Annotated in this window: 15 protein-coding genes, 2 tRNA genes and 1 pseudogene; 2 read left to right on the top strand and 16 right to left on the bottom strand. The window is 70.4% G+C overall.

What is annotated here, in order from left to right; translation table 11 throughout:
* Positions 1–117: 117 nt before the first annotated feature.
* The 10 genes and pseudogenes from IG64_RS10830 to IG64_RS10875 form a co-directional block, all read right to left on the bottom strand.
* Positions 118–2,008, bottom strand: a pseudogene (locus IG64_RS10830) (TIGR03960 family B12-binding radical SAM protein).
* A 128-nt stretch (positions 2,009–2,136) separates the two neighbouring features.
* Positions 2,137–3,336, bottom strand: a complete 1,200-nt coding sequence (gene rodA / locus IG64_RS10835) for a rod shape-determining protein RodA (RefSeq protein WP_037854455.1) — start codon at positions 3,334–3,336, stop codon at positions 2,137–2,139.
* Positions 3,333–5,606: a penicillin-binding protein 2 gene (mrdA, locus tag IG64_RS10840; RefSeq protein ID WP_037854457.1), complete on the bottom strand. Its 2,274-nt coding sequence runs from the start codon at positions 5,604–5,606 to the stop codon at positions 3,333–3,335. The genes rodA and mrdA overlap by 4 nt, the downstream gene beginning before the upstream one ends.
* An 83-nt stretch (positions 5,607–5,689) precedes the next feature.
* Positions 5,690–6,364 (bottom strand): rod shape-determining protein MreD, encoded by a 675-nt coding sequence (mreD, locus tag IG64_RS10845; protein ID WP_037854460.1) that lies wholly within the window; start codon positions 6,362–6,364, stop codon positions 5,690–5,692.
* Positions 6,365–6,381: 17 nt separating this feature from the next.
* The gene (gene mreC / locus IG64_RS10850; RefSeq protein ID WP_037854463.1) at positions 6,382–7,395 is read right to left on the bottom strand and encodes a rod shape-determining protein MreC; all 1,014 of its coding nucleotides are present in this window, start codon (positions 7,393–7,395) and stop codon (positions 6,382–6,384) included.
* Between the two features lie 164 nt (positions 7,396–7,559).
* Positions 7,560–8,579, bottom strand: a complete 1,020-nt coding sequence (locus IG64_RS10855; RefSeq protein ID WP_037854464.1) for a rod shape-determining protein — start codon at positions 8,577–8,579, stop codon at positions 7,560–7,562.
* Positions 8,580–8,916: 337 nt separating this feature from the next.
* Positions 8,917–9,330 carry a nucleoside-diphosphate kinase gene (ndk, locus tag IG64_RS10860; RefSeq protein WP_037854465.1) on the bottom strand — a complete coding sequence of 138 codons (414 nt, stop codon included), beginning with the start codon at positions 9,328–9,330 and terminating at the stop codon, positions 8,917–8,919.
* A 55-nt stretch (positions 9,331–9,385) separates the two neighbouring features.
* Positions 9,386–9,802, bottom strand: a complete 417-nt coding sequence (locus IG64_RS10865) for a DUF4233 domain-containing protein (RefSeq protein ID WP_037854467.1) — start codon at positions 9,800–9,802, stop codon at positions 9,386–9,388.
* A gap of 6 nt (positions 9,803–9,808) precedes the next feature.
* Positions 9,809–11,329 carry a bifunctional tetrahydrofolate synthase/dihydrofolate synthase gene (gene folC, locus IG64_RS10870; protein ID WP_037854469.1) on the bottom strand — a complete coding sequence of 507 codons (1,521 nt, stop codon included), beginning with the start codon at positions 11,327–11,329 and terminating at the stop codon, positions 9,809–9,811.
* Positions 11,330–11,575: 246 nt separating this feature from the next.
* A complete protein-coding gene (locus IG64_RS10875; protein ID WP_037854471.1) occupies positions 11,576–14,200 on the bottom strand; it encodes a valine--tRNA ligase in 2,625 nt (874 codons plus the stop codon).
* A 135-nt stretch (positions 14,201–14,335) separates the two neighbouring features.
* On the opposite strand from IG64_RS10875, the gene IG64_RS10880 reads away from it, so the two are divergent.
* Entirely contained in the window at positions 14,336–15,367 is a 1,032-nt protein-coding gene (locus IG64_RS10880) for a hypothetical protein (protein ID WP_037854473.1), read from the top strand.
* Between the two features lie 68 nt (positions 15,368–15,435).
* Here the strand turns inward: IG64_RS10880 and clpX are convergent, their stop codons facing one another.
* The 5 genes from clpX to IG64_RS10905 form a co-directional block, all read right to left on the bottom strand.
* Positions 15,436–16,722, bottom strand: coding sequence for an ATP-dependent Clp protease ATP-binding subunit ClpX (gene clpX / locus IG64_RS10885; RefSeq protein ID WP_037854474.1), 1,287 nt, complete (start codon positions 16,720–16,722; stop codon positions 15,436–15,438).
* Positions 16,723–16,891: 169 nt separating this feature from the next.
* Positions 16,892–17,572 (bottom strand): ATP-dependent Clp protease proteolytic subunit, encoded by a 681-nt coding sequence (locus IG64_RS10890; protein WP_037854475.1) that lies wholly within the window; start codon positions 17,570–17,572, stop codon positions 16,892–16,894.
* Between the two features lie 57 nt (positions 17,573–17,629).
* On the bottom strand, positions 17,630–18,235 hold the full coding sequence (locus tag IG64_RS10895) for an ATP-dependent Clp protease proteolytic subunit (protein WP_051812654.1): 606 nt from the start codon (positions 18,233–18,235) through the stop codon (positions 17,630–17,632).
* A gap of 278 nt (positions 18,236–18,513) precedes the next feature.
* Positions 18,514–19,908: a trigger factor gene (gene tig, locus IG64_RS10900; RefSeq protein WP_037854477.1), complete on the bottom strand. Its 1,395-nt coding sequence runs from the start codon at positions 19,906–19,908 to the stop codon at positions 18,514–18,516.
* A gap of 456 nt (positions 19,909–20,364) precedes the next feature.
* Positions 20,365–20,441 (bottom strand) — tRNA-Pro (locus IG64_RS10905).
* An 845-nt stretch (positions 20,442–21,286) separates the two neighbouring features.
* Between IG64_RS10905 and IG64_RS10910 the strand changes: the two genes are divergently transcribed.
* Positions 21,287–21,360 (top strand) — tRNA-Gly (locus IG64_RS10910).
* A gap of 113 nt (positions 21,361–21,473) precedes the next feature.
* Here IG64_RS10910 and IG64_RS10915 read toward each other — a convergent pair.
* Positions 21,474–21,668 carry a hypothetical protein gene (locus IG64_RS10915; RefSeq protein ID WP_037854478.1) on the bottom strand — a complete coding sequence of 65 codons (195 nt, stop codon included), beginning with the start codon at positions 21,666–21,668 and terminating at the stop codon, positions 21,474–21,476.
* Positions 21,669–22,025 lie beyond the last annotated feature (357 nt).

Raw genomic sequence — 22,025 nt, forward strand, 5'->3', positions numbered from 1 at the left:
CGCCGCCGGGGCTCGGTCCATCCCCACTCCCCGGTTTCAGCCCGGCAGCGGGCCGCGACCCCCCGCAGCCCGCCCGGCCCGCTCCCGGCCGCCCCTGATCAGTGCGTGTGCCCGCTATCAGTGCGTGTGCCCGCTCCCCGCCGGCTTCTTCACACTCAGCGGCAGCAGCTTCCGGCCCGTCGGGCCGATCTGGATGGACGTGTCCATCGCCGGGCACACCCCGCAGTCGAAGCACGGCGTCCAGCGGCAGTCCTCGACCTCCGTCTCGTCGAGGGCGTCCGACCTCCTCGTAGGAGCGCTCGCGGGTGGTGTACCAGTCGACGTCGACGCCGAAGGGGGCGAGCGCCTTGTCCGCGCAGGCCATCCAGCGGTCGTAGGAGAAGTGCTCGCGCCAGCCGTCGAAGCGGCCGCCGTCCTCGTAGACCGCGCGGATCACCGCGCCGATGCGGCGGTCGCCCCGGGAAAGCAGGCCCTCGACGATGCCGGGCTTGCCGTCGTGGTAGCGGAAGCCGATGGAGCGGCCGTACTTCTTGTCACCGCGGATCTTGTCGCGCAGCTTGGCCAGGCGGGCGTCGGTCTCCTCGGCCGACAGCTGCGGGGCCCACTGGAAGGGGGTGTGCGGCTTGGGAACGAACCCGCCGATGGAGACCGTGCAGCGGATGTCGTTGGCGCCGGAGACCTCGCGGCCCTTGGCGATGACGCGGGTCGCCATGTCGGCGATCTGCAGGACGTCGTCGTCGGTCTCGGTGGGCAGGCCGCACATGAAGTACAGCTTGACCTGGCGCCAGCCGTTGCCGTAGGCGGTGGCGACGGTGCGGATCAGGTCGTCCTCGGAGACCATCTTGTTGATGACCTTGCGCATGCGCTCGGAGCCGCCCTCGGGGGCGAAGGTCAGGCCCGAGCGGCGGCCGTTGCGGGTCAGCTCGTTGGCCAGGTCCACGTTGAAGGCGTCGACGCGGGTGGAGGGCAGCGAGAGGCCGATCTTGTCGTCCTCGTAGCGGTCGGCGAGGCCCTTGGCGATGTCGCCGATCTCGCTGTGGTCCGCGGAGGAGAGCGACAGCAGGCCGACCTCCTCGAAGCCGGTCGCCTTCAGGCCCTGCTCGACCATCTCGCCGATGCCGGTGATGGAGCGCTCGCGCACCGGACGGGTGATCATGCCGGCCTGGCAGAAGCGGCAGCCGCGCGTGCAGCCGCGGAAGATCTCCACCGACATCCGCTCGTGGACGGTCTCCGCGAGCGGGACGAGGGGCTGCTTGGGGTAGGGCCACTCGTCCAGGTCCATCACGGTGTGCTTGGACACGCGCCACGGCACGCCGGACCGGTTGGGGACGACGCGGGCGATACGGCCGTCGGGGAGGTACTCGACGTCGTAGAAGCCGGGGACGTACACCCCGCCGGTCTTCGCCAGGCGGAAGAGCACTTCCTCGCGGCCGCCGGGGCGGCCCTCGGCCTTCCAGGCGCGGACGATCTCGGTGACCTCCAGGACCGCCTGCTCACCGTCGCCGATGACCGCGCAGTCGATGAAGTCGGCGATCGGCTCGGGGTTGAAGGCGGCGTGGCCGCCGGCCATGACGATCGGGTCGTCGACCGTGCGGTCCTTGGCCTCCAGGGGGATGCCGGCCAGGTCCAGGGCCGTGAGCATGTTGGTGTAGCCCAGCTCCGTGGAGAAGGACAGGCCGAACACGTCGAAGGCCTTCACCGGGCGGTGGCTGTCCACCGTGAACTGCGGGACGCCGTGCTCCCGCATCAGCGCCTCCAGGTCGGGCCACACGCTGTAGGTGCGCTCGGCGAGGACGCCCTCCCGCTCGTTGAGCACCTCGTAGAGGATCATGACGCCCTGGTTGGGCAGGCCGACCTCGTAGGCGTCCGGGTACATGAGCGCCCACCGGACGTCGCACTCGTCCCAGCTCTTGACGGTGGAGTTGAGTTCGCCGCCCACGTACTGGATCGGCTTCTGCACATGCGGGAGCAAGGCTTCGAGCTGCGGGAAAACCGACTCGACGGTCATCGCGGGGAACTTTCGTGAGCTGACAGGGGGGACCCTCAAGCCTAACCCGGCCGGAGGGCTGCCCCGAACGGCCGCGGTACCGGCCGGCGGCGGCCCCCGACGGGCCGGCGCCGGCCGGGTCCGGTGCGCTACGCCGACATGGGCCGCTGCACCCTGATCGACTGCAGCAGGCCCACCGCCACCCATACCGCGAACATGGACGAGCCGCCGTAGGAGACGAACGGCAGGGGCAGGCCGGTGACCGGCATGATGCCGAGCGTCATGCCGATGTTCTCGAAGGCCTGGAAGGCGAACCAGGCGACGATCCCGGCGGCGACGACGGTGCCGTACAGCTCGGTGGTCTCGCGGGCGATGCGGCAGGCACGCCACAGGACGACGCCGAGCAGCACGATGATCAGGCCCGCGCCGGCGAAGCCCAGCTCCTCCCCCGCGACCGTGAAGACGAAGTCGGTCTGCTGTTCGGGGACGAACTGGCCGGTGGTCTGGGAGCCGTGGAAGAGGCCCGCGCCGGTGAGACCGCCGGAGCCGATGGCGATACGGGCCTGGTTGGTGTTGTAGCCGACGCCGGACGGGTCCAGGCTCGGGTTGGCGAAGGCCGCGAACCGGTTGATCTGGTACTCGTCGAGGATGTGCAGCTGCCAGATGGCGATGCAGCCGACCGCGCCCGTGGCGAGCAGGCCGAACACCCAGCGGTTGGAGGCGCCGGAGGCGAGCAGCACGCCCAGGATGATGGCCACCAGGACCAGGACCGTTCCCAGGTCGGGCATGAGCAGCACGACCAGGATCGGTACGGCGGCCAGGCCCAGGGACTGCAGGACGGTGCGGTGGTCGGGGTACTCCTTGTCGCCGGCGTCCACCCGCGCGGCGAGCATCATCGCCATCCCGAGGATGATCGTGATCTTCACGAACTCCGAGGGCTGGATGGAGAAGCCGCCGCCGAGCACGATCCAGTTGCGGCTGCCGTTGATGGTGGCGCCGAGCGGGGTGAGCACCAGCAGGATGCCGAAGAGCGAGGCGCCGTAGAGGATCGGGACCGCGCTGCGCAGCGTGCGGTGGCCCAGCCAGACGGTGCCGATCATCAGGGCGAACCCGATGCCGGTGTTGAGCAGGTTGCGGATCAGGAAGTAGTACGGGTCGCCCTGGTTGATCTCGGTGCGGTTGCGGGTGGCCGAGAAGACCAGGGCGGTGCCGATGCCGGAGAGCGCGAGCGCCGACAGCAGTATCGGCCAGTCCAGGCGGCGGACCACCGAGTCACGGGCGAGGAGCCGGGTCCAGCCGGCCCGCTGGGGCCCGTAGCCGGGGACGGAGAAGTTGTTCGCGCCGGTCATGCGCCGCTCCTCCGGCTTCCCCTGCTTCCCCGGCGGCGCGGGCGCCTGCGGGTGTCACGGTTGCCCGTGGAGGTGTTGGTGGTCGCGGGTGTCTGCTGGCCGTCGGGGGCGGTGGTGGTGCCCTGCTCGGCGACCTGCTTGGCGATCTTCTCCTGGTCCTTGGCCGGGTCGCCGGGGATCTTCGGGGCGGGGATGGTGCCGTCGGGCTGGATCTTCGGCAGGCTCGTCTGCGGCGTGGGCAGCAGGGCCTTGCGGTTGTCGACGGAGCCGTCGGCCTGCACGCCGTACAGGGCGCTGTAGATGTTGCGCACGGCCTCACCGGAGGCGCCGGAGCCGGTACCGGCCTGGGCGATGGTCATGATGACCGTGTAGTCCTTGGTGTAGGTGGCGAGCCAGGACGTGGTCTGCTTGCCGTAGACCTCGGCGGTACCGGTCTTGGCGTGCAGCGGGATCTTGTCCTGCGGCCAGCCGTTGAACTTCCAGGCGGCGGTACCGCGCGTGGCGACGCCCGCGAGCGCCTGGTCCATCATGTCGCGGGTGGCCTTGGTGATGGGCAGCCTGCCGTGCGCCTGGGGCTTGATCTCGGTGACGTGCTTGCCGTCGGGGCTGATGACGGCCTTGCCGATGGTCGGGGTGTACATGGTGCCGCCGTTGGAGATCGCGCCGTAGATCACGGCCTCCTGGATCGGGGTGAGCAGGGTGTCGCCCTGGCCGATGGAGTAGTTGATCTCGTCACCCTCGCGCATCTTGTTGCCTTCGAGGCAGTTCTCGTATGCGATCTTCTCGACGTAGGTGCCGTTCTTCTTGCCGGACTTGCACCAGGCGTCCTTGTTGGCCTCCCAGTAGCGCTGCTTCCACTGGCGGTCGGGGACGCGGCCGGTGACCTCGTTGGGCAGGTCGATGCCGGTCTCCTTGCCGAGGCCGAACTGGTGGGCGGTCTTGAAGAACCAGTCCTTGGGCCGGCCCTTCTTCGGGTTGATCCCGCCGTCCTTCTTCCACTCGCTGTCCGCGAGACCGTAGAAGACGGTGTCGCAGGAGACCTCCAGGGCGCGGCCGAGGGTGATGTCGCCGAAGTTCTCGCCCTCGAAGTTCTTGAAGGTCTGGCCGCCGACCGAGTAGGAGCTGGTGCACGGGTAGGCGCCGTTGAAGTCGTAGCCGGCCTGGACCGCGGCGGCCGTGGAGACCACCTTGAAGGTCGAGCCGGGCGCGGACTGACCCTGTATGGCGCGGTTCAGCAGCGGGTAGTCGGAGTTCTTCCCGGTGAGCTTGGCGTAGTCCTTGGCGGAGATGCCGCCGACCCAGACGTTGGGGTCGTACGTCGGCGCGGACGCCATGGCGACGACCCGGCCGGTCTTGGCCTCCATGACGACGACGGCGCCGGAGTCGGCCTTGTAGTTGGTGCCGGTGATGCTGTCGTACTGCCGGCGTGCGGCCTTCATGGCCTTGTCCAGCTCGTACTCGGAGACCCGCTGGACGCGCGCGTCGATGCTGGTGACCAGGTTCGAACCGGGCTCGGCCGCGTCCGACTTGGCCTTGCCGATGACCCGGCCGAGGTTGTCGACCTCGTAGCGGGTGACGCCGGCCTTGCCGCGCAGTTCCTTGTCGTACTGCCGCTCGAGCCCGGAGCGGCCGACCATGTCGGAGCGCAGGTAGGGCGAGGAGGTGTCCTTGGCCCGCTGGATCTCGTCGTCGGTGACGGGCGAGAGGTAGCCGAGGACCTGCGCGGTGTTGGACTTGCCGGGGCCCGCGTAGCGGCGCACGGCCTCGGGCTCGGCGGTGATGCCGGGGAAGTCCTCGGCGCGCTCGCGGATCTGCAGGGCCTGCTTGGGCGTGGCCTCGTCGGTGAGCGGGATGGGCTGGTAGGGCGAACCGTTCCAGCAGGGCTGCGGGGTCTTGGCGTCGCACAGCCGGACCTTCTGCTGGATCTCCTGCGGGTCCATGCCGAGGACGCCGGCGAGCTTGGTGAGGACCGCCTTGCCGTCGTCCTTCTGCTTGAGCAGGTCGGTGCGGGAGGCGGAGACCACCAGGCGGGTCTCGTTGTCGGCCAGCGGCACGCCGCGGGCGTCCAGGATGGAGCCGCGCGTGGCGGGCTGGACGACCTGCTGGACGTGGTTGCCGGACGCCTCCTTCTGGTAGTGGGCGCCCTCTCGGATCTGGAGGTACCACAGCCGGCCGCCGAGGGTGCCGAGCAGGGAGAGGACGAGGATCTGGATGACGACGAGCCGGGTCTGGACCCGTGGGGTCCGGCCGGTCTCGGGAATGTTGGTCACTGGTGCTGCCTCCCCCTCTCAGTGTGCGGACGCGTCGTGTCCGGCGCAGCCGTGGGACCCACCGCCGTTCAACCGCCGTGCTGTCACAGGCGCTTGACCCCCTTGATGCGGCCCACCCGGGTGGTGCGGGTGCGGGCCTTCGTCTTCAGACCGCCGAGCGCGCCGCGCTGGCCGCCGATGCGCAGTCCGGTGCCGGAGGAGAGCCAGCCCGAGGAGATGTCGGACTTCTTGGCCGAACCGGCCTCGGCGAGCGGGTCGTTCTCGGCGCGCCGGGCCAGCGCCATGATGCCGGGGACCACGAACGGCGCGAGCAGCAGGTCGTAGACGGCGGCGCTGATCAGCAGGCCGGGCAGGCCGACGTGGCGGGCGGCGGTGTCGCCGACGAGGGCGCCGACCCCGGCGTACAGCAGGGTGGAGCCGATGGCGGCGGCGACCACCACGGCCATCGGGCCGGTGGCCGACCTGACCTGGCCGGTCTCGGGCTTGATGAGTCCGGCGAGGTAGCCGATGACGCACAGCACGAGGGCGTAGCGCCCGGCGGCGTGGTCGGCGGGCGGGGCGAGGTCGGCGAGGAGGCCGGCGCCGAAGCCGACGAGGCAGCCGCCGACGTGGCCGTAGACCATGGCCAGGCCGAGCACGGTGAGCAGCAGCAGGTCGGGGACGGCGCCGGGCAGGTGCAGCCGGGCCAGGACGCTCACCTGGATCACCAGGGCGACGACGACCAGCACGGTGGAGAGCAGGATCCGGTTGAGACGCATGGGGACTTTTCTCGCTCCTACTGCTGCTGGCCGTCGGTGGACTGCGCGTCGGGCCCGCCGGTGGTGCCGGTGTCGGGCAGGCCCGTGGTGCCGTCCCCGGAGCGGCCGGCGGTGTTCGCGTCGGCGGAGGGGGTGACGGTCACGGTGACGGTGGGCGTCGGGGTCGGCTTGGGCTTGGGCGGCAGGACCGTGTCGCGCGGATCCTTCTTCGGGGCCTGGACGACGACGCCGACGACGTCCAGCTTGCTGAAGCCGACGTACGGGGTGACGTAGACGGTGCGGGTCAGGTCGCCGCCGGAGGGGTCGACGCGGGAGACCACACCGACCGGGACGCCGGGCACGAACGGCTTGTCGGACTGCGAGCCGAAGGTGATGAGCCGGTCGCCCTTCTTCACCTCCGCCTTGCCGTTGAGGAGCTGGACGCGCATCGGGCGGTCGCCCTGGCCGGAGGCGAAGCCGAGTTCGTCGCTGCCCTCCATGCGGGTGCCGACGGTGAAGTCGGGGTCGTTGGCGAGCAGGACGGTCGCCGAGTCGGGGCCGACGGTGGTGACGCGGCCGACGAGTCCGTCGCCGTTGAGGACGGTCATGTCGCGGCGGATGCCGTCGTTCGAGCCGGCGTCGATGGTGATGGTCCAGGAGAAGCCCTGCGCGGCTCCTATGGCGATGACCTGGGCGCCCTTGATGCCGTACTGGCCCTGGCCGGCCAGCTTCAGCATCCTGTCCAGCTGGCCCAGGCGGCTGCGGGTGCGGTCGTCGCTGCCGAGCTTGGCCTTGAGCGCCGCGTTCTCCTTCTCCAGCGCGGCGAGCCGGTCGTGGCGGTCGCCGGAGTCGCGGACCGCGGAGACCGCGTTGCCGACCGGGTCCACCGCCCCCGACACGCCGTTCTCGATCGGGCCGAAGACGGTGGCGGCGGCGCGCCGGGCGCCGTCCACCGGGGAGTTCTCCCCGCCGCGGATGTCCACCGTGATCAGCGCGAACGCTACGGCGATCAGCAGCACCAGGAGCAGCCGGCTCTCTTTCGTGTCCCTCACGTGCGGCGGCCGTGCCCTTCCTCGTAGGAATTCGGGTGGCCCCTGGAGAACGCCGGTGGCGAAGCGCAAACCCGAGGGGCCCGTTCGTGGGAGCTTATGCCTCTATATCAACGATCCGCCGTACGAGAGGAGATCATCTCGTACGGCGGAATCGAAAAGCTGCGTCATCGGCGCGGCTGGGCGTCCAGGACCTGCTGCAGCGCCTCGAACTCCTCGACGCACTTTCCGGAGCCGAGCGCCACGCTGTCCAGCGGGTCCTCGGCGATGTGGATCGGCATGCCGGTCTCCCGGCGCAGCCGCTCGTCCAGGCCGCGCAGCAGCGCGCCGCCGCCGGTCAGCACGATGCCCCGGTCCATGATGTCGCCGGACAGCTCCGGCGGGCACTTGTCGAGGGTCGTCTTGACGGCGTCGACGATCGCGTTGACCGGTTCCTCGATCGCCTTGCGGACCTCGGCGGCCGAGATGACGACGGTCTTGGGCAGGCCGGAGACGAGGTCCCGGCCGCGGATCTCGGTGTGCTCGTCGGCGTCGAGTTCGTACGCGGAACCGATCGTGATCTTGATCTGCTCGGCCGTGCGCTCGCCCAGCAGAAGGCTGTACTCCTTCTTGACGTGCTGGATGATCGCGTTGTCCAGTTCGTCGCCCGCGACGCGGATGGACTGGGCGGTGACGATGCCGCCGAGCGAGATGACCGCGACCTCCGTGGTGCCGCCGCCGATGTCCACCACCATGTTGCCCGTGGCCTCGTGGACCGGCAGGCCGGAGCCGATGGCCGCGGCCATGGGCTCCTCGATGATGTGCACCTGGCGGGCGCCGGCCTGCGAGGAGGCCTCGATGACCGCGCGGCGCTCGACGCCGGTGATGCCGGAGGGCACGCAGACCACGACCCGCGGACGAGCCAGATACCGCCGCTTGTGGATCTTCAGGATGAAGTAGCGGAGCATGCGCTCGGTGATCTCGAAGTCCGCGATGACGCCGTCCTTGAGCGGGCGCACGGCGACGATGTTGCCGGGCGTGCGCCCGATCATCTTCTTCGCCTCGGCGCCGACCGCGAGGATGCCACCGGTGTTCGTGTTGATCGCGACGACGGACGGCTCGTTGAGTACGATCCCGCGACCCCTGACGTACACCAGCGTGTTGGCGGTCCCGAGGTCGACAGCCATGTCACGGCCGATGAACGACATTGAGTTCCCCATCAGGATTCGTCTGGCCTTCCCTGAGAGCTTTTGAGGGCATTTCAGGTACGGCGAGGTGGGTGCTGTGACGTGAAGGCTTCCATCGTAAACGCGCCTGCACGAACACTGCGCGAGGGTCTTCGCCATTGTCAGCAGATGGCGTACCGCCTCGCTTGTGGAGACGGCCCATCGGGGGCACGCGTTCCCCCGATCGGCACCGGGTATGCCGATGGGCGGCCGGATGCGGACGGCCGCCCAGGTCAGGCGGTCAGATGAACTGACGGTACGTCAGAAAGGGTGAGCGGGGAGCCGGTGCCGGGGTCTCCCCCGGGCCGGCGCCCCCGGCTCAGCCGCGGCCGGGGAAGAAGATCTTCACCTCGCGCTCGGCGGACTCCTCGGAGTCCGAGGCGTGGATCAGGTTCTCCCGCACGATCACGCCGTAGTCACCGCGGATCGAACCGGGCGCGGCGGCGATCGGGTCGGTCGGACCGGCCAGGGCACGCACGCCCTCGATGACCCGCTCACCCTCGACGATCATGGCCACGACCGGACCGGAGGCCATGAACGCCACCAGCGGCTCGTAGAACGGCTTGCCCTTGTGCTCGCCGTAGTGCTGCTCCAGCGTGTCCTGGTCCAGGGTGCGCAGCTCCAGCGCGGTGATCTGCCAGCCGGCCTTGCGCTCGATACGGCTGATGATCTCGCCGGTCAGGCCACGACGGACCGCGTCGGGCTTGAGGAGGACGAGGGTGCGCTGGGTCACGATGGACTCCTTCTGCTGTACAGATGTGCGGTGGCACGACCCTACAAGGTCTCCGTCACACAGCGTCAGCCGAGGCGGAGCCGGCCCCGGCGGCCGGCGTGGCCCGCGCGGCCCCGGCCGGCTCGGCGCCCTCGGCCTCGGCGGCCTGGGCGGCGAATCTCGCCTTCGCCGCGTCGATCTTCCGGCCGAAGTGCACCGACGCCCACCACAGCCCGGCGAACACCGCGCCCAGGAAGTACATCACCGGCACGACGAACCCGGAGGCGATCAGCGCGATCTGCAGCGCCCAGCCGAGCGCCACCCCGCCGGGCCGGTTCAGCATCCCGCACAGCAGCACGCACAGCACCATCGCGATGCCGCTGACCGTCCACACGGTCGACATGGACAGGTCCGGGTCCTTCATCGCGACCAGCGCGGCGAAGCCGATGACGAAGAACTCACCGATCAGAGTCGAGGAACACAGCGTACGCACGGAAAGTCAGCCCCTCCCGAGGAGCAGTCGGGCCTCACCGACGGTGATGACGGAACCGGTGACGAGCACACCGCCGCCGGAGAACTCGCCCTCCTCCTCGGCGAGCGTGATCGCCGCCTCCAGCGCGTCCGGCAGCCGCGGCTCCACCTGGACCCGCTCCTCGCCGAACACCTCCACGGCGACCGCGGCCAGCTCGTCGGCGTCCATCGCGCGGTGGCTGGAGTTCTGCGTGACCACGACCTCCGCGAAGATCGGCTCGAACGCCTCCAGCAGACCGCGCACGTTCTTGTCGCCGCTCGCCCCGACCACACCGATCAGCCGGCTGAAGTCGAACGCCTCCCGCACCGCCTCGGCCGTGACCTGCGCGCCCGCCGGATTGTGCGCGGCGTCCAGCACCACGGTCGGCGACCGGCGCACGACCTCCATCCGGCCCGGCGAGCTGACCGACGCGAACGCCTTGCGGACCGTCTCCGCGTCCAGCGGCTCCGCGCGCTGCGCGCCCACCCCGAAGAAGGCCTCCACGGCGGCGAGCGCCACGGCCGCGTTGTGCGCCTGGTGCGCACCGTGCAGCGGCAGGTACACCTCCGGGTACTCGCCGCCCAGACCGCGCAGCGTCATCAGCTGCCCGCCCACGGCCACCTGCCGCGCCACGACACCGAACTCCAGCCCCTCACGGGCCACCGTGGCGTTGACCTCCACGGACTTCTTCAGCAGCACCTGCGCCGCGTCCACCGGCTGCTGCGCCATGATCACGGTGGCGTCCTGCTTGATGATCCCGGCCTTCTCCCCGGCGATCTCGCCCGTGGTGCCGCCGAGCCGGTCGGTGTGGTCGAGGCCGATCGGGGTGATCACCGCGACGTCACCGTCGATGACGTTCGTGGCGTCCCAGCTGCCGCCCATGCCCACCTCGACGACGGCGACGTCCACCGGCGCGTCCGCGAAGGCCGCGTACGCCATGCCGGTCAGCACCTCGAAGAAGGAGAGCCGATACTCCTGCGCGGCGTCGACCATCTCCACGTACGGCTTGACGTCCTGGTACGTCTCGATGAACCGCTCGGCGGAGACCGGCGCGCCGTCCAGGCTGATCCGTTCGGTGACCGACTGCACGTGCGGGGAGGTGTACCGGCCGGTGCGCAGCTCGAAGGCGCCGAGCAGCGCCTCGATCATGCGGGCGGTGGAGGTCTTGCCGTTGGTCCCGGTGATGTGGATCGAGGGGTACGACCGCTGCGGCTCGCCCAGGACGTCCATCAGCGCGGCGATCCTGCTGACCGACGGCTCCAGCTTGGTCTCGCCCCAGCGGCTCGCCAGCTCCGCCTCGACCTCGCGCAGCGCCTTGTCGACCTCCGGGTCCTCGGGCCGCGCGGGCACGTCGGTGCTCGGCGGCCCGCCCTGGGTGCGCAGGGTGCGGCTGCCGGCCTCGATCACCGCGAGATCGGGGTCGCGGGTCGTCTCGGCCTCGATGATCTCCTCGAAGGAGTCCACGGGATCGGGCTGCTCGCTGTCGTCGTACGGGGGGAGGTCGCTCACGGGGCCCAGTGTACGGAGCGGGCGGGCCGGACGCGGCGCCGGTGCGGGGGGTGGCGGCCTCAGCCGGCGTCGGTGCGGGGCAGCGGGGCGGGGAGCGGTGCCGGTGCCGGGGGGGGCGGGGCCGGGGGGCCGGTGCGCGGCGTCGGGCGCGCGGTGGTCGGCGGCGCGCATTCCCGCGCGCCCCGGGGAACGCTGAAGGCCCCGGAAGCCTTCTCGGTCCCCGGGGCCTTCAGCGGCGTACGGACGTCACGCCTGCGGCAGCCGCTCCAGCTGGGCGGTGATGCGGGCGATGTCCTCCTCGGCCTTGGCCAGCCGCGTACGGATCTTGTCGACCACGTGGTCGGGTGCCTTCGCCAGGAACGCCTCGTTGCCGAGCTTGCCGTTCGCCTGGGCCTTCTCCTTCTCGGCCGCCGTCAGGTCCTTGGCGAGCCGCTTGCGCTCGGCGGCCACGTCGATCGTGCCGGACAGGTCCAGCGCGACCTCCGCCCCGGCGACCGGGAGGGTGGCCGTGGCGGTGAACGCCTCGCCCTCCGGCTGGAGCCGCAGGAGCTGGCGGATGGCGGCCTCGTGCGGGGCGAGCGCCGTGCCGTCCAGGGTCAGCCGGGCCGGGACGCGCTGGCCCGGCTGGAGGCCCTGGTCGGCGCGGAAACGGCGGACCTCGGTGATGACCGACTGGAGCGTCTCGATCTCCCGCTCGGCGTCCGCGTCCCGGAAGCCGCTGTCGGCCGGCCACTGGGCGACGACGACCGACTCACCGCCGGTGAGGGTGGTCCACAGCGTCTCCGTGACGAACGGGACGACCGGGTGCAGCAGGCGCAGCGTGACGTCCAGGACCTCGCCGAGGACCCGCTTGCTGGCCTCGGCGGACTCGCCGCCCGCCTGGAAGGTGGTCTTGGACAGCTCGACGTACCAGTCGAAGACCTCGTCCCACGCGAAGTGGAACAGCGCGTCGGACAGCTTGGCGAACTGGAAGTCCTCGTAGAACGCGTCGACTTCGGCGACGACGGAGTTGAGCCGGGAGAGGATCCAGCGGTCCGTGGCGGACATCGCCGACGGGTCCGGCAGCGGGCCGTCCACCGTCGCGCCGTTCATCAGCGCGAAGCGGGTGGCGTTCCAGATCTTGTTGGCGAAGTTGCGCGAGCCCTGGACCCAGTCCTCGCCGATCGGCACGTCGACGCCGGGGTTGGCGCCGCGCGCGAGGGTGAAGCGCAGCGCGTCGGAGCCGTACTTGTCCATCCAGTCCAGCGGGTTGACCGCGTTGCCGAAGGACTTCGACATCTTCTTGCCGAACTGGTCGCGGACCATGCCGTGCAGGGCGATGGTGTGGAACGGCGGGGTGCCGTCCATCGCGTACAGGCCGAACATCATCATCCGGGCGACCCAGAAGAAGAGGATGTCGTAGCCGGTGACCAGGACGGAGTTCGGGTAGAACTTCGCGAGCGACTCGGTCTGCTCGGGCCAGCCCAGGGTGGAGAAGGGCCACAGGCCGGAGGAGAACCAGGTGTCCAGGACGTCGGTGTCCTGGTGCCAGCCCTCGCCGGCCGGGGCCTCGTCGTCGGGGCCGACGCAGACGACCTCGCCGTCCGGGCCGTACCAGACCGGGATGCGGTGGCCCCACCACAGCTGGCGCGAGATGCACCAGTCGTGGAGGTTGTCGACCCAGTCGAAGTACCGCTTCTCCATCTCCTGCGGATGGATCTTGACCTTGCCCTCGCGGACCGCGTCACCGGCGGCCTTGGCCAGCGGGCCGACCTTGACCCACCACTGCATGGACAGGCGCGGCTCGACGGTGGTCTTGCAGCGCGAGCAGTGGCCCACGGAGTGGACGTAGGGGCGCTTCTCGGCGACGATCCGGCCGTCGGCGCGCAGTGCGGCGACGATGGCCGAGCGGGCCTCGAACCGGTCCAGGCCCTGGAAGGGGCCGTGCGCGGTGATGACGGCGTGCTCGTCGAGGACCGTGATGGCGGGCAGGTCGTGGCGGCGGCCGATCTCGAAGTCGTTCGGGTCGTGGGCCGGGGTGACCTTGACGGCACCGGTGCCGAACTCCGGGTCGACGTGCTCGTCGGCGACGACGGGGATGGAGCGGCCGGTCAGCGGCAGCTTGACGAGCTTGCCGACCAGGTGCTTGTAGCGCTCGTCGTCGGGGTGGACGGCGACGGCCGTGTCACCGAGCATCGTCTCGGCACGGGTGGTGGCGACGACGATGGTGTCGTCCCCCTCGCCGTACTTCATCGAGACCAGCTCGCCGTCGTCGTCCTGGTACTCGACCTCGATGTCGGAGATCGCGGTCAGGCAGCGCGGGCACCAGTTGATGATGCGCTCGGCACGGTAGATCAGCTCGTCGTCGTAGAGCCGCTTGAAGATGGTCTGGACGGCCTGGGACAGGCCCTCGTCCATGGTGAAGCGCTCCCGCGACCAGGCGACGCCGTCACCGAGGCGGCGCATCTGGCCGGAGATCTGCCCGCCGGACTCGCCCTTCCACTGCCAGACGCGCTCGACGAACGCCTCGCGGCCCAGATCGTGGCGGGACTTGCCCTCCTTGGCCAGCTCGCGCTCGACGACGTTCTGCGTGGCGATGCCGGCGTGGTCCATGCCCGGCTGCCACAGCGTCTCGAAGCCCTGCATGCGCTTGCGGCGGGTGAGGGCGTCGATGAGCGTGTGCTCGAAGGCGTGGCCCAGGTGCAGGCTGCCCGTGACGTTCGGCGGCGGGATGACGACGGTGAACGGCGGCTTGTCGCTCTTCTCGTCCGCCTCGAAGTAACCCCGCTCCACCCAGCGCTCGTACAGCGGCCCCTCTACGTCGGCCGGCGCGTACTGGGTCGGCAGTTCGGTGTCGGGCGCTGGTGGCTGCTGCTGAGCGTTCTCGGTCACGGGGTCAGTTTAGAGGCGTCACGGCGCTGTCCCGAACCGCATTCTTCTGTAACGGTGCGCACCCCGATGGCCTGCGCCCGGCGGGCCTGCGCCAGGATGTCAGGTACGCATAAGTATCTGGAGGGGAACCCAGTAATGAGCTACAACCAGCCGGGCCCGTACGGCGGGCAGCCCCAGCAGCCCGGGCCGTACGGTCAGCCGGGCCCCTACGGCCAGCAGCCGCCGCAGGCGCCGCCCGCGCAGCCCGGCTACGGCTACCCCCAGCAGGCCCCGCCGCCCCAGCCCCAGCCGGGGTACGGCTACCCGCAGCAGCCCCAGCCCGGCCCGTACGGCCAGCAGCCTCCGCAGCCGCAGCCCGGTCCGTACGGCCAGCAGGCGCCGCAGGGCATCCCGGCGCAGGCTCCCTACGGCCAGCAGCCCCAGCCCCCGTACGGCCAGCAGCCCCCGTACGGCGGCATGCCCCAGCCGCCGGCCGCCGACAGCGGCGGCGGCCGCGCCAAGAAGACGGCGCTGATCATCGGCGCGGTCGCGGTCGTGGCGGCGATCGCGGTCGGGGCGTACATGGTGATCGGCGGCGGTGGCGGCAGCTCCGTCGCGGACGACGGCCCGCACAAGCTGGTGACGCCGGCGACGGTGCTGGGTGACTACCAGAAGTCCGACGGTGAGAGCGGCACCATGTCGAAGGACGACATGAAGGACGCCGAGAAGTGGGGCGTGCACAACCCCAAGGACGTCAGCGCTTCCTACAAGTCCGGGGACAAGAACGCCCCGCTGGCCATGAAGCAGCTCCAGTTCAGCGGCGTCTACGGAACCATCGACGACCCCGCCAAGACGGTGGACGCGATGTTCGCCCACATGAAGGACCAGACCAAGAAGGGCAGCGAGGACGAGGACGTCACCCTGATCGGCGAGCCCAAGGCGTACACGCCCGACGCGCTCGACGGCGCGGTCCTCAAGTGCCAGCAGGCGAAGTTCGCGAACTCCGAGGCGAGCACCGGTGCGCCGAAGGCCGTGAACATGACGGTCTGCATCTGGGGCGACCACAGCACCCTCGGCTTCGTCATCCCGATGGACATGGCCGACATGCTGTCGGGCAAGAGCACCGAACCGTCGGCAGCGGCCGACACCACCGCCAAGCTCCGCAAGGAGGTCCGGGTCAAGCTCTGACACCGGCACCGCACAGGGAAGGGGCCCCGGTCGAGCGACCGGGGCCCCTTCCCTGTGCGTGCGGGCGGCTACGCCGTCTTCTGCTCCCCCGCTCCCCGGCCGCGGGCGTCGCGCGGGATCAGGGTCGGGTTGACGTTGGAGAGGACCACGTCGGCGGTGATGACGACGCGGGCGACGTCCTTGCGGGACGGGACCTCGTACATCACGCCCTGGAGGACCTCCTCCATGATGGCGCGCAGGCCGCGCGCGCCGGTCTGGCGCAGGATCGCCTGGTCGGCGATGGCCTCCAGCGCCTCGCGCTCGAAGTCCAGCTCCACACCGTCGAGTTCGAACAGGCGCTGGTACTGCTTGACCAGGGCGTTGCGCGGCTCGACCAGGATCTTCAGCAGGGCCTCGCGGTCCAGGTTGTGGACCGAGGTGATGACGGGGAGGCGGCCGATGAACTCGGGGATCATGCCGAACTTGACCAGGTCCTCGGGCATGACGTCCTCGAACTGGTCCTTGGCCTCCAGCTCCCGCTTGGAGCGGATCGTGGCGCCGAAGCCGATGCCCTTGGCACCCGCGCGGCCCTCGATGATCTTCTCCAGGCCGGCGAAGGCACCGCCCACGATGAACAGGACGTTCGTCGTGTCGATCTGGATGAACTCCTGGTGCGGGTGCTTGCGGCCGCCCTGCGGCGGGACCGAGGCCGTGGTGCCCTCGAGGATCTTCAGGAGTGCCTGCTGGACGCCCTCGCCGCTCACGTCCCGGGTGATCGACGGGTTTTCGCTCTTACGGGCGACCTTGTCGATCTCGTCGATGTAGATGATCCCGGTCTCGGCCTTCTTGACGTCGTAGTCGGCCGCCTGGATCAGCTTCAGGAGGATGTTCTCGACGTCCTCGCCCACGTACCCCGCCTCGGTCAGCGCCGTGGCGTCGGCGATGGCGAACGGCACGTTCAGCATGCGGGCCAGGGTCTGGGCCAGCAGGGTCTTGCCGGACCCGGTCGGGCCGAGCAGGAGGATGTTGGACTTGGCCAGCTCGATGGCGTCCTCGCGGCCCTGGCCGCCGCCGTTCTCCCCGGCCTGGACCCGCTTGTAGTGGTTGTACACCGCGACGGACAGCGCCTTCTTGGCGGCCTCCTGGCCCACCACGTAGCCGTCCAGGAACTCGTAGATCTCGCGGGGCTTGGGAAGCTCCTCCCAGCGCACCTCGCTGGTCTCCGCGAGTTCCTCCTCGATGATCTCGTTGCAGAGATCGATGCACTCGTCGCAGATGTACACACCGGGCCCTGCGATGAGCTTCTTGACCTGCTTCTGGCTCTTGCCGCAGAACGAGCACTTGAGCAGATCGCCGCCGTCACCGATGCGTGCCACGGTGTGCTTCCCCTTCGCCTGGGAGACGCCTGGACGCGTTGAGTCCAGCGTTTCCTGGTGCTGCCTTATGTCGACGGTACCTTGCCGGGCCCCCCGTTCGGGCCCCCCTTGGCACGGTTCACTTCGACGTGACCGCGCCAAGGGGCGACGGGCGGGTGCGGTGTCCGCGTCAGCGGACGGCGGCGTTGTTCATCTTGCGGGTGGAAATGATCTGGTCGACGAGCCCGTAGGACAGGGCCTCCTCGGCCGTGAGGATCTTGTCGCGCTCGATGTCCTCGCGGATCTTCTCGATCGGCGTGGTGGAGTGCTTGGCCAGCATCTCCTCCAGCTGCGCGCGCATCCGCAGGATCTCGTTGGCGGCGATCTCCAGGTCGGAGACCTGGCCGCGGCCGGTCTCGCTGTAGGGCTGGTGGATCAGCACGCGCGCGTTCGGCAGGGCCATGCGCTTGCCCGGCGTGCCGGCCGCCAGCAGGATCGCGGCGGCGGAGGCCGCCTGGCCCATGCAGACCGTCTGGATGTCGGGCTTGACGAACTGCATCGTGTCGTAGATGGCCGTCAGCGCGGTGAAGGAACCGCCGGGGCTGTTGATGTAGACCGAGATGTCACGGTCGGGGTCCATCGACTCCAGGCACAGCAGCTGCGCCATGACGTCGTTGGCGGAGGCGTCGTCGATCTGGACGCCGAGGAAGATCACGCGCTCCTCGAAGAGCTTCGCGTACGGGTCGTACTCGCGCACGCCCTGGGAGGTGCGCTCCACGAAGCGCGGAATGACGTAGCGGGACTCGGCCGTGGGGCCGGTGTACTCGGCGCGCGTACGGTCGTAGATGCCGCTGCCGGGGAAGTCGTTCACGATGTCTCCTGGAAAGGGGCTGGGCGGTCGGCCGGGAGCTGGACGGGCTGAGTCGGCTCAGGCTCCGGTGCCGCCGCCGCCCGGCATGCCGGCGGCGTGGGTGATGACGTCGTCGATGAGGCCGTACTCCTTGGCCTCGTGGGCGTCGAACCAGCGGTCGCGGTCCGAGTCGCGGGTGATCTGCTCCACCGACTGGCCCGTGTGGTGGGCGGTCAGCTCGGCCATGCGCTTCTTGGTGTGCAGCAGCCGCTCGGCGTGGATCTTGATGTCGGAGGCCGAACCGGCCAGGCCCGCGGAGGGCTGGTGGATCAGGATCTCGGCGTTGGGCAGCGCGAAGCGCTTGCCGGGCGTGCCCGCGCTCAGCAGGAACTGGCCCATCGAGGCCGCCAGGCCCATGGCGATGGTCACCACGTCGTTCTTGATGTACTGCATGGTGTCGTAGATCGCCATACCGGCCGTGATGGAACCGCCGGGGCTGTTGATGTACAGGAAGATGTCCTTGTCCGGGTCGGCGGCAAGGAGCAGCAGCTGTGCGGTGATCTTGTTCGCGATGTCGTCGTCCACGGGCTGCCCGAGGAAGATGATCCGCTCGCCGAGCAGCCGGTTGTAGACCTGGTCGCCGAGGCCACCACCGATGGAGGGCTCGCCGGCGGCGGAGGGCATCAGATTCGTCACGTATCCACCTGCTCGTCTTACGACGGCGCCGGGCCGTCTCACGTGTTCTGCCGGGGCGTGGGGCCGTCCGGCCGGTTCCGGGGACTCCCCTGCCCTCGTATTCATGGACCCTAACGCGCGGGCCCCTTCGGGGAATCCCGCGAAGGGGAGTGTTCGCCGGGGGCGTAGCGCCGGGGCCCTCGGGGCGGGGTGGCCAGGTGTGACGACGGGCCCTGGGGAACATGCCCCAGGGCCCATCGTACGTACGTCGCGGACGCCGTGCCGGATCAGGCCTCGGCCTTCTCCTCGCCCTCGCCGTCACCCTCGGCGGAGGCGGCCTCGGCGGTCTCGCCCTCGGCGGCCTCGTCCTCCTCGTCCTCCAGGTCGACGATCTCGCCGTTGGTGTCCTTCACGGTCGCGGCCTCGACCACGACGGCCAGGGCCTTGCCGCGGGCGACCTCGCCGACCAGCAGCGGAACCTGGTTGTTCTGGACGACCGCCTGCGCGAACTGGTCGGGGGACATGCCGGAGGAGGCCGCGCGGCGCATGAGGTGCTCGGTCAGCTCCTCCTGGCTCACGTTGAGCTTCTCCTTGTTGACCAGCTCGTCCAGGACGAACTGCGTCTTGATGCCCTTGACCGCGGCGTCGCGGGTCTCGGTCTCGAACTCCTCGGCGGTCTTGCCCTGGATCTCCAGGTACTTGTCGAGGGTCAGGCCCATCTGGCCGAGCTGGTGGTGCTCGAGGTTGTGCTTGCGGGTGTTGATCTCGTCCTCGAGCAGCTTCTCGGGGACGGGGACCTCGACCAGCTCGAGCAGCTTGTCCAGGACGCGCTCCTGGGCCTGCGTGGCCTGGTCGTACTGCTTCATGTTCTCCAGGCGCTTGCGGCTGTCCGCGCGCAGCTCCTCGAGGGTGTCGAACTCGGAGGCGAGCTGCGCGAAGTCGTCGTCCAGCTCGGGCAGTTCGCGGGCGGCGACCTGGGTGACCTTGACGGTGACCTCAGCCTCCTTGCCGGCCGCCGAGCCGCCCTTCAGCTCGGAGGTGAAGGTGGCCTCGCCACCGGCCTCCACGCCCTTCACGGCGTCGTCGATGCCGTCCAGCAGCTCACCGGAGCCGATGGTGTAGGAGACGCCGTTGGCGATGCCGTCCTCCAGCACCTCGCCGTCGACCTTGGCCTCCAGGTCGATGGTGACGACGTCGCCGTCCTCGGCGGCGCGCTCGACCGGGCTGGTCGAGGCGAAGCGCTCGCGCAGCTGCTCGACCGCCTTGTCGACGTCCTCTTCGGTCACCTCGATGGCGTCGACCTCGACCTCGATGCCGGAGTAGTCCGGGATCTCGACGGTCGGGCGGACGTCGACCTCGGCGGTGAAGTTCAGCGTCTCGCCGTCCTTCAGCTCGGTGATGTCGACCTCGGGCTGGCCCAGCGGGTTCAGCTCGGCCTCGTTGACCGCGTCGGTGTAGAACTTCGGAAGCGCGTCGTTGACGGCCTCCTCCAGAACCGCACCGCGGCCGAACCGCTGGTCGATGACCCGGGCCGGGATCTTGCCCTTGCGGAAGCCCTTCACCGTGACCTGCTGGTTGATCTTCTTGTACGCCGCGTCGAGGCTGTCCTTGAGCTCCTCGAAGGGCACCTCGACAGTGAGCCGAACCCGAGTCGGGTTCAGGGTCTCCACGGCGCTCTTCACGGTTCGGTCTCCTTGTGGCTGACTTCTTGGATTTCGCCGGAGCCAGAGGGTTGTCCGGCGGATTAGCCGCCCGGAGGAGTTCGTAGGCCAGAAGGCCGGACACACGGGCGCGCAGTCTGCATAGTAACCGCAGCCGGTCAGCGCCCCAAAAGGCGATCACGGGAATCACGGGAATCCGCTGTGTGCACGGCGTGTCCGGGGGCGACGGGGGGAGTACGGCGTGTTCGACGGGGGGCGGCGGGTGGCGGCGGTCGTTCTGGGGCGTCTGCCGCCTGGCGGTCCGGGAGCGCCCGGCCTCGGGGCACCTGGCACCCGCCGTGCCCGGGCCGTATGGGGGCCCTGGGCTGTCCGGGGTGCCTGGGACCGGGGTGCCTGGGTCCGGGCCGCGTGCGGGCCGGCCGGGGCGCCCGGCCCGTGCGGGCCGCGTGCGGTGACGCCGGCCCGGTGGCCGGCGGATGGTCGGGGTGGCGGGATTTGAACCCACGGCCTTCCGCTCCCAAAGCGGACGCGCTACCAAGCTGCGCCACACCCCGTCTGGTGCGACACGTAGGGTACATGGCCGCAGGCTGTGCGGCCTCGTAATTGCCTCCCGGGGGGTGCGGGGGTGGTTCCTTGCGGGGTGGTGCGGCTCGGTGAGACAGGGCGCCGCACCGGGGCTCGCCCCGGCCCCCTCTCGCCGGTGGGCGACAAGACGCCGCCCGGGGCGCCGCCCCGGACCGCCTTTCCCACCCACCCACCCGGCTCGGTAAGGAGCAAGGTGCCCTCCCGGGGCTCCGCCCCGGACCCCGTGCGGGGGCTCCGCCCCCTGCACCCCCACCAGGGCCCCGCTCCCGCAACCCCATCAGGGCTTCGCCCCCCGCACCCCTCAGCGGGGCTCCGCCCCGGCACCCGGCCAGGGGGCCGGCCCCAGCCGCTGCACCCCACCAGGGTTCCGGCTCTGCCCTCGCACCCCGCCAGAGCATCGGACCCGCCCTACGTCCCGCCAGGGCTCCGACCTCTGTCCCTGTGCCCCGCCAGGCAGTCTGTCCCTATGCCCCGCCAGGGCTCTGGATCCGCCTCTGTCTCCGCAGGCCCCGTCGGACTCCGGCACTGCGCCGGGCCGGGCCCGTGCGGCCGGTACGGGCTGGGTGTGGGCCGGGCCCATGAGATCGCGCTGTGCGCGAGCGATGAGCGGGGGACGGGCAGGGGGCCGCGATGGGGGCGGGAGGCCTTGCGACCGTCGGGAGGGGGGCGGCGGGGCCGCCGCTCGTGCGGGCGCACCGGCGCGGTGCGGGCGGTCGCTGCGGGCGCCGGGCCCGGAAGGGGTGTGCGGGGAAGGGGCCGGACCCGCTACGATGCCTGTGTGCCGCGGTCGGTCGATCAGCGGCGCGCGTTGTGTGCGGGCGTAGCTCAATGGTAGAGCCCCAGTCTTCCAAACTGGCTACGCGGGTTCGATTCCCGTCGCCCGCTCCATGTGGCCAGGGGCCAGGTCAGGGGAGTGATTCCCGGACCTGGCCCCTCGGCGTTCGCGAGGCGAGGCGGGCCGAGCCTGCCCCGGGCCGGGTCGGGCCGGGGTCCCGTCCGCCTCAGAAGTTGATCGAGTTGATCGTGTCCGCTATCGAGTTCATGAAGCGGTTGATCGACGGGGCCATGCCGGTGGAGGCGAGGAAGAAGCCGAAGAGGACGGCGACGATGGCCGGTCCCGCCTTGATGGAGCCCCCTCGGAGCAACACCACCAGGATGATCGCCAACAGCAGCACCACTGACAGTGAAATGGCCACAACTGATCACACCTTCGGTCGGTCCGCTCTCCCGGCCCGGGGCTCCCACCCCACGCCCCCGCTGGAACCATCGTGCCACCAACACGGCCCGCCTATGCCGCGCCTGACGCATCATCGGTCAGGTCCGTGACACGCGGCCCGCGCACCACAGGGGGTGACGCGCCCCGTCCACCAGGCCCCATCAGGCCCCACCGGGCGTTCCCGCGCACGAAGTCGCGGCGGTGGGCCGGTGCGGTGGCGTCCCCGGCGGGCTCCGGCGACTCGCCGGGTAATTCGGTGATTTCGTTTCGATGTCTGCACAGGTCGTTCGCCGGTAATTCGAATTCCCGTCGCCGGGCGGCCGCCATCCGTCCGCAC

The organism is Streptomyces sp. NRRL S-340, assembly GCF_000720185.1.
Lineage (GTDB): Bacteria > Actinomycetota > Actinomycetes > Streptomycetales > Streptomycetaceae > Streptomyces.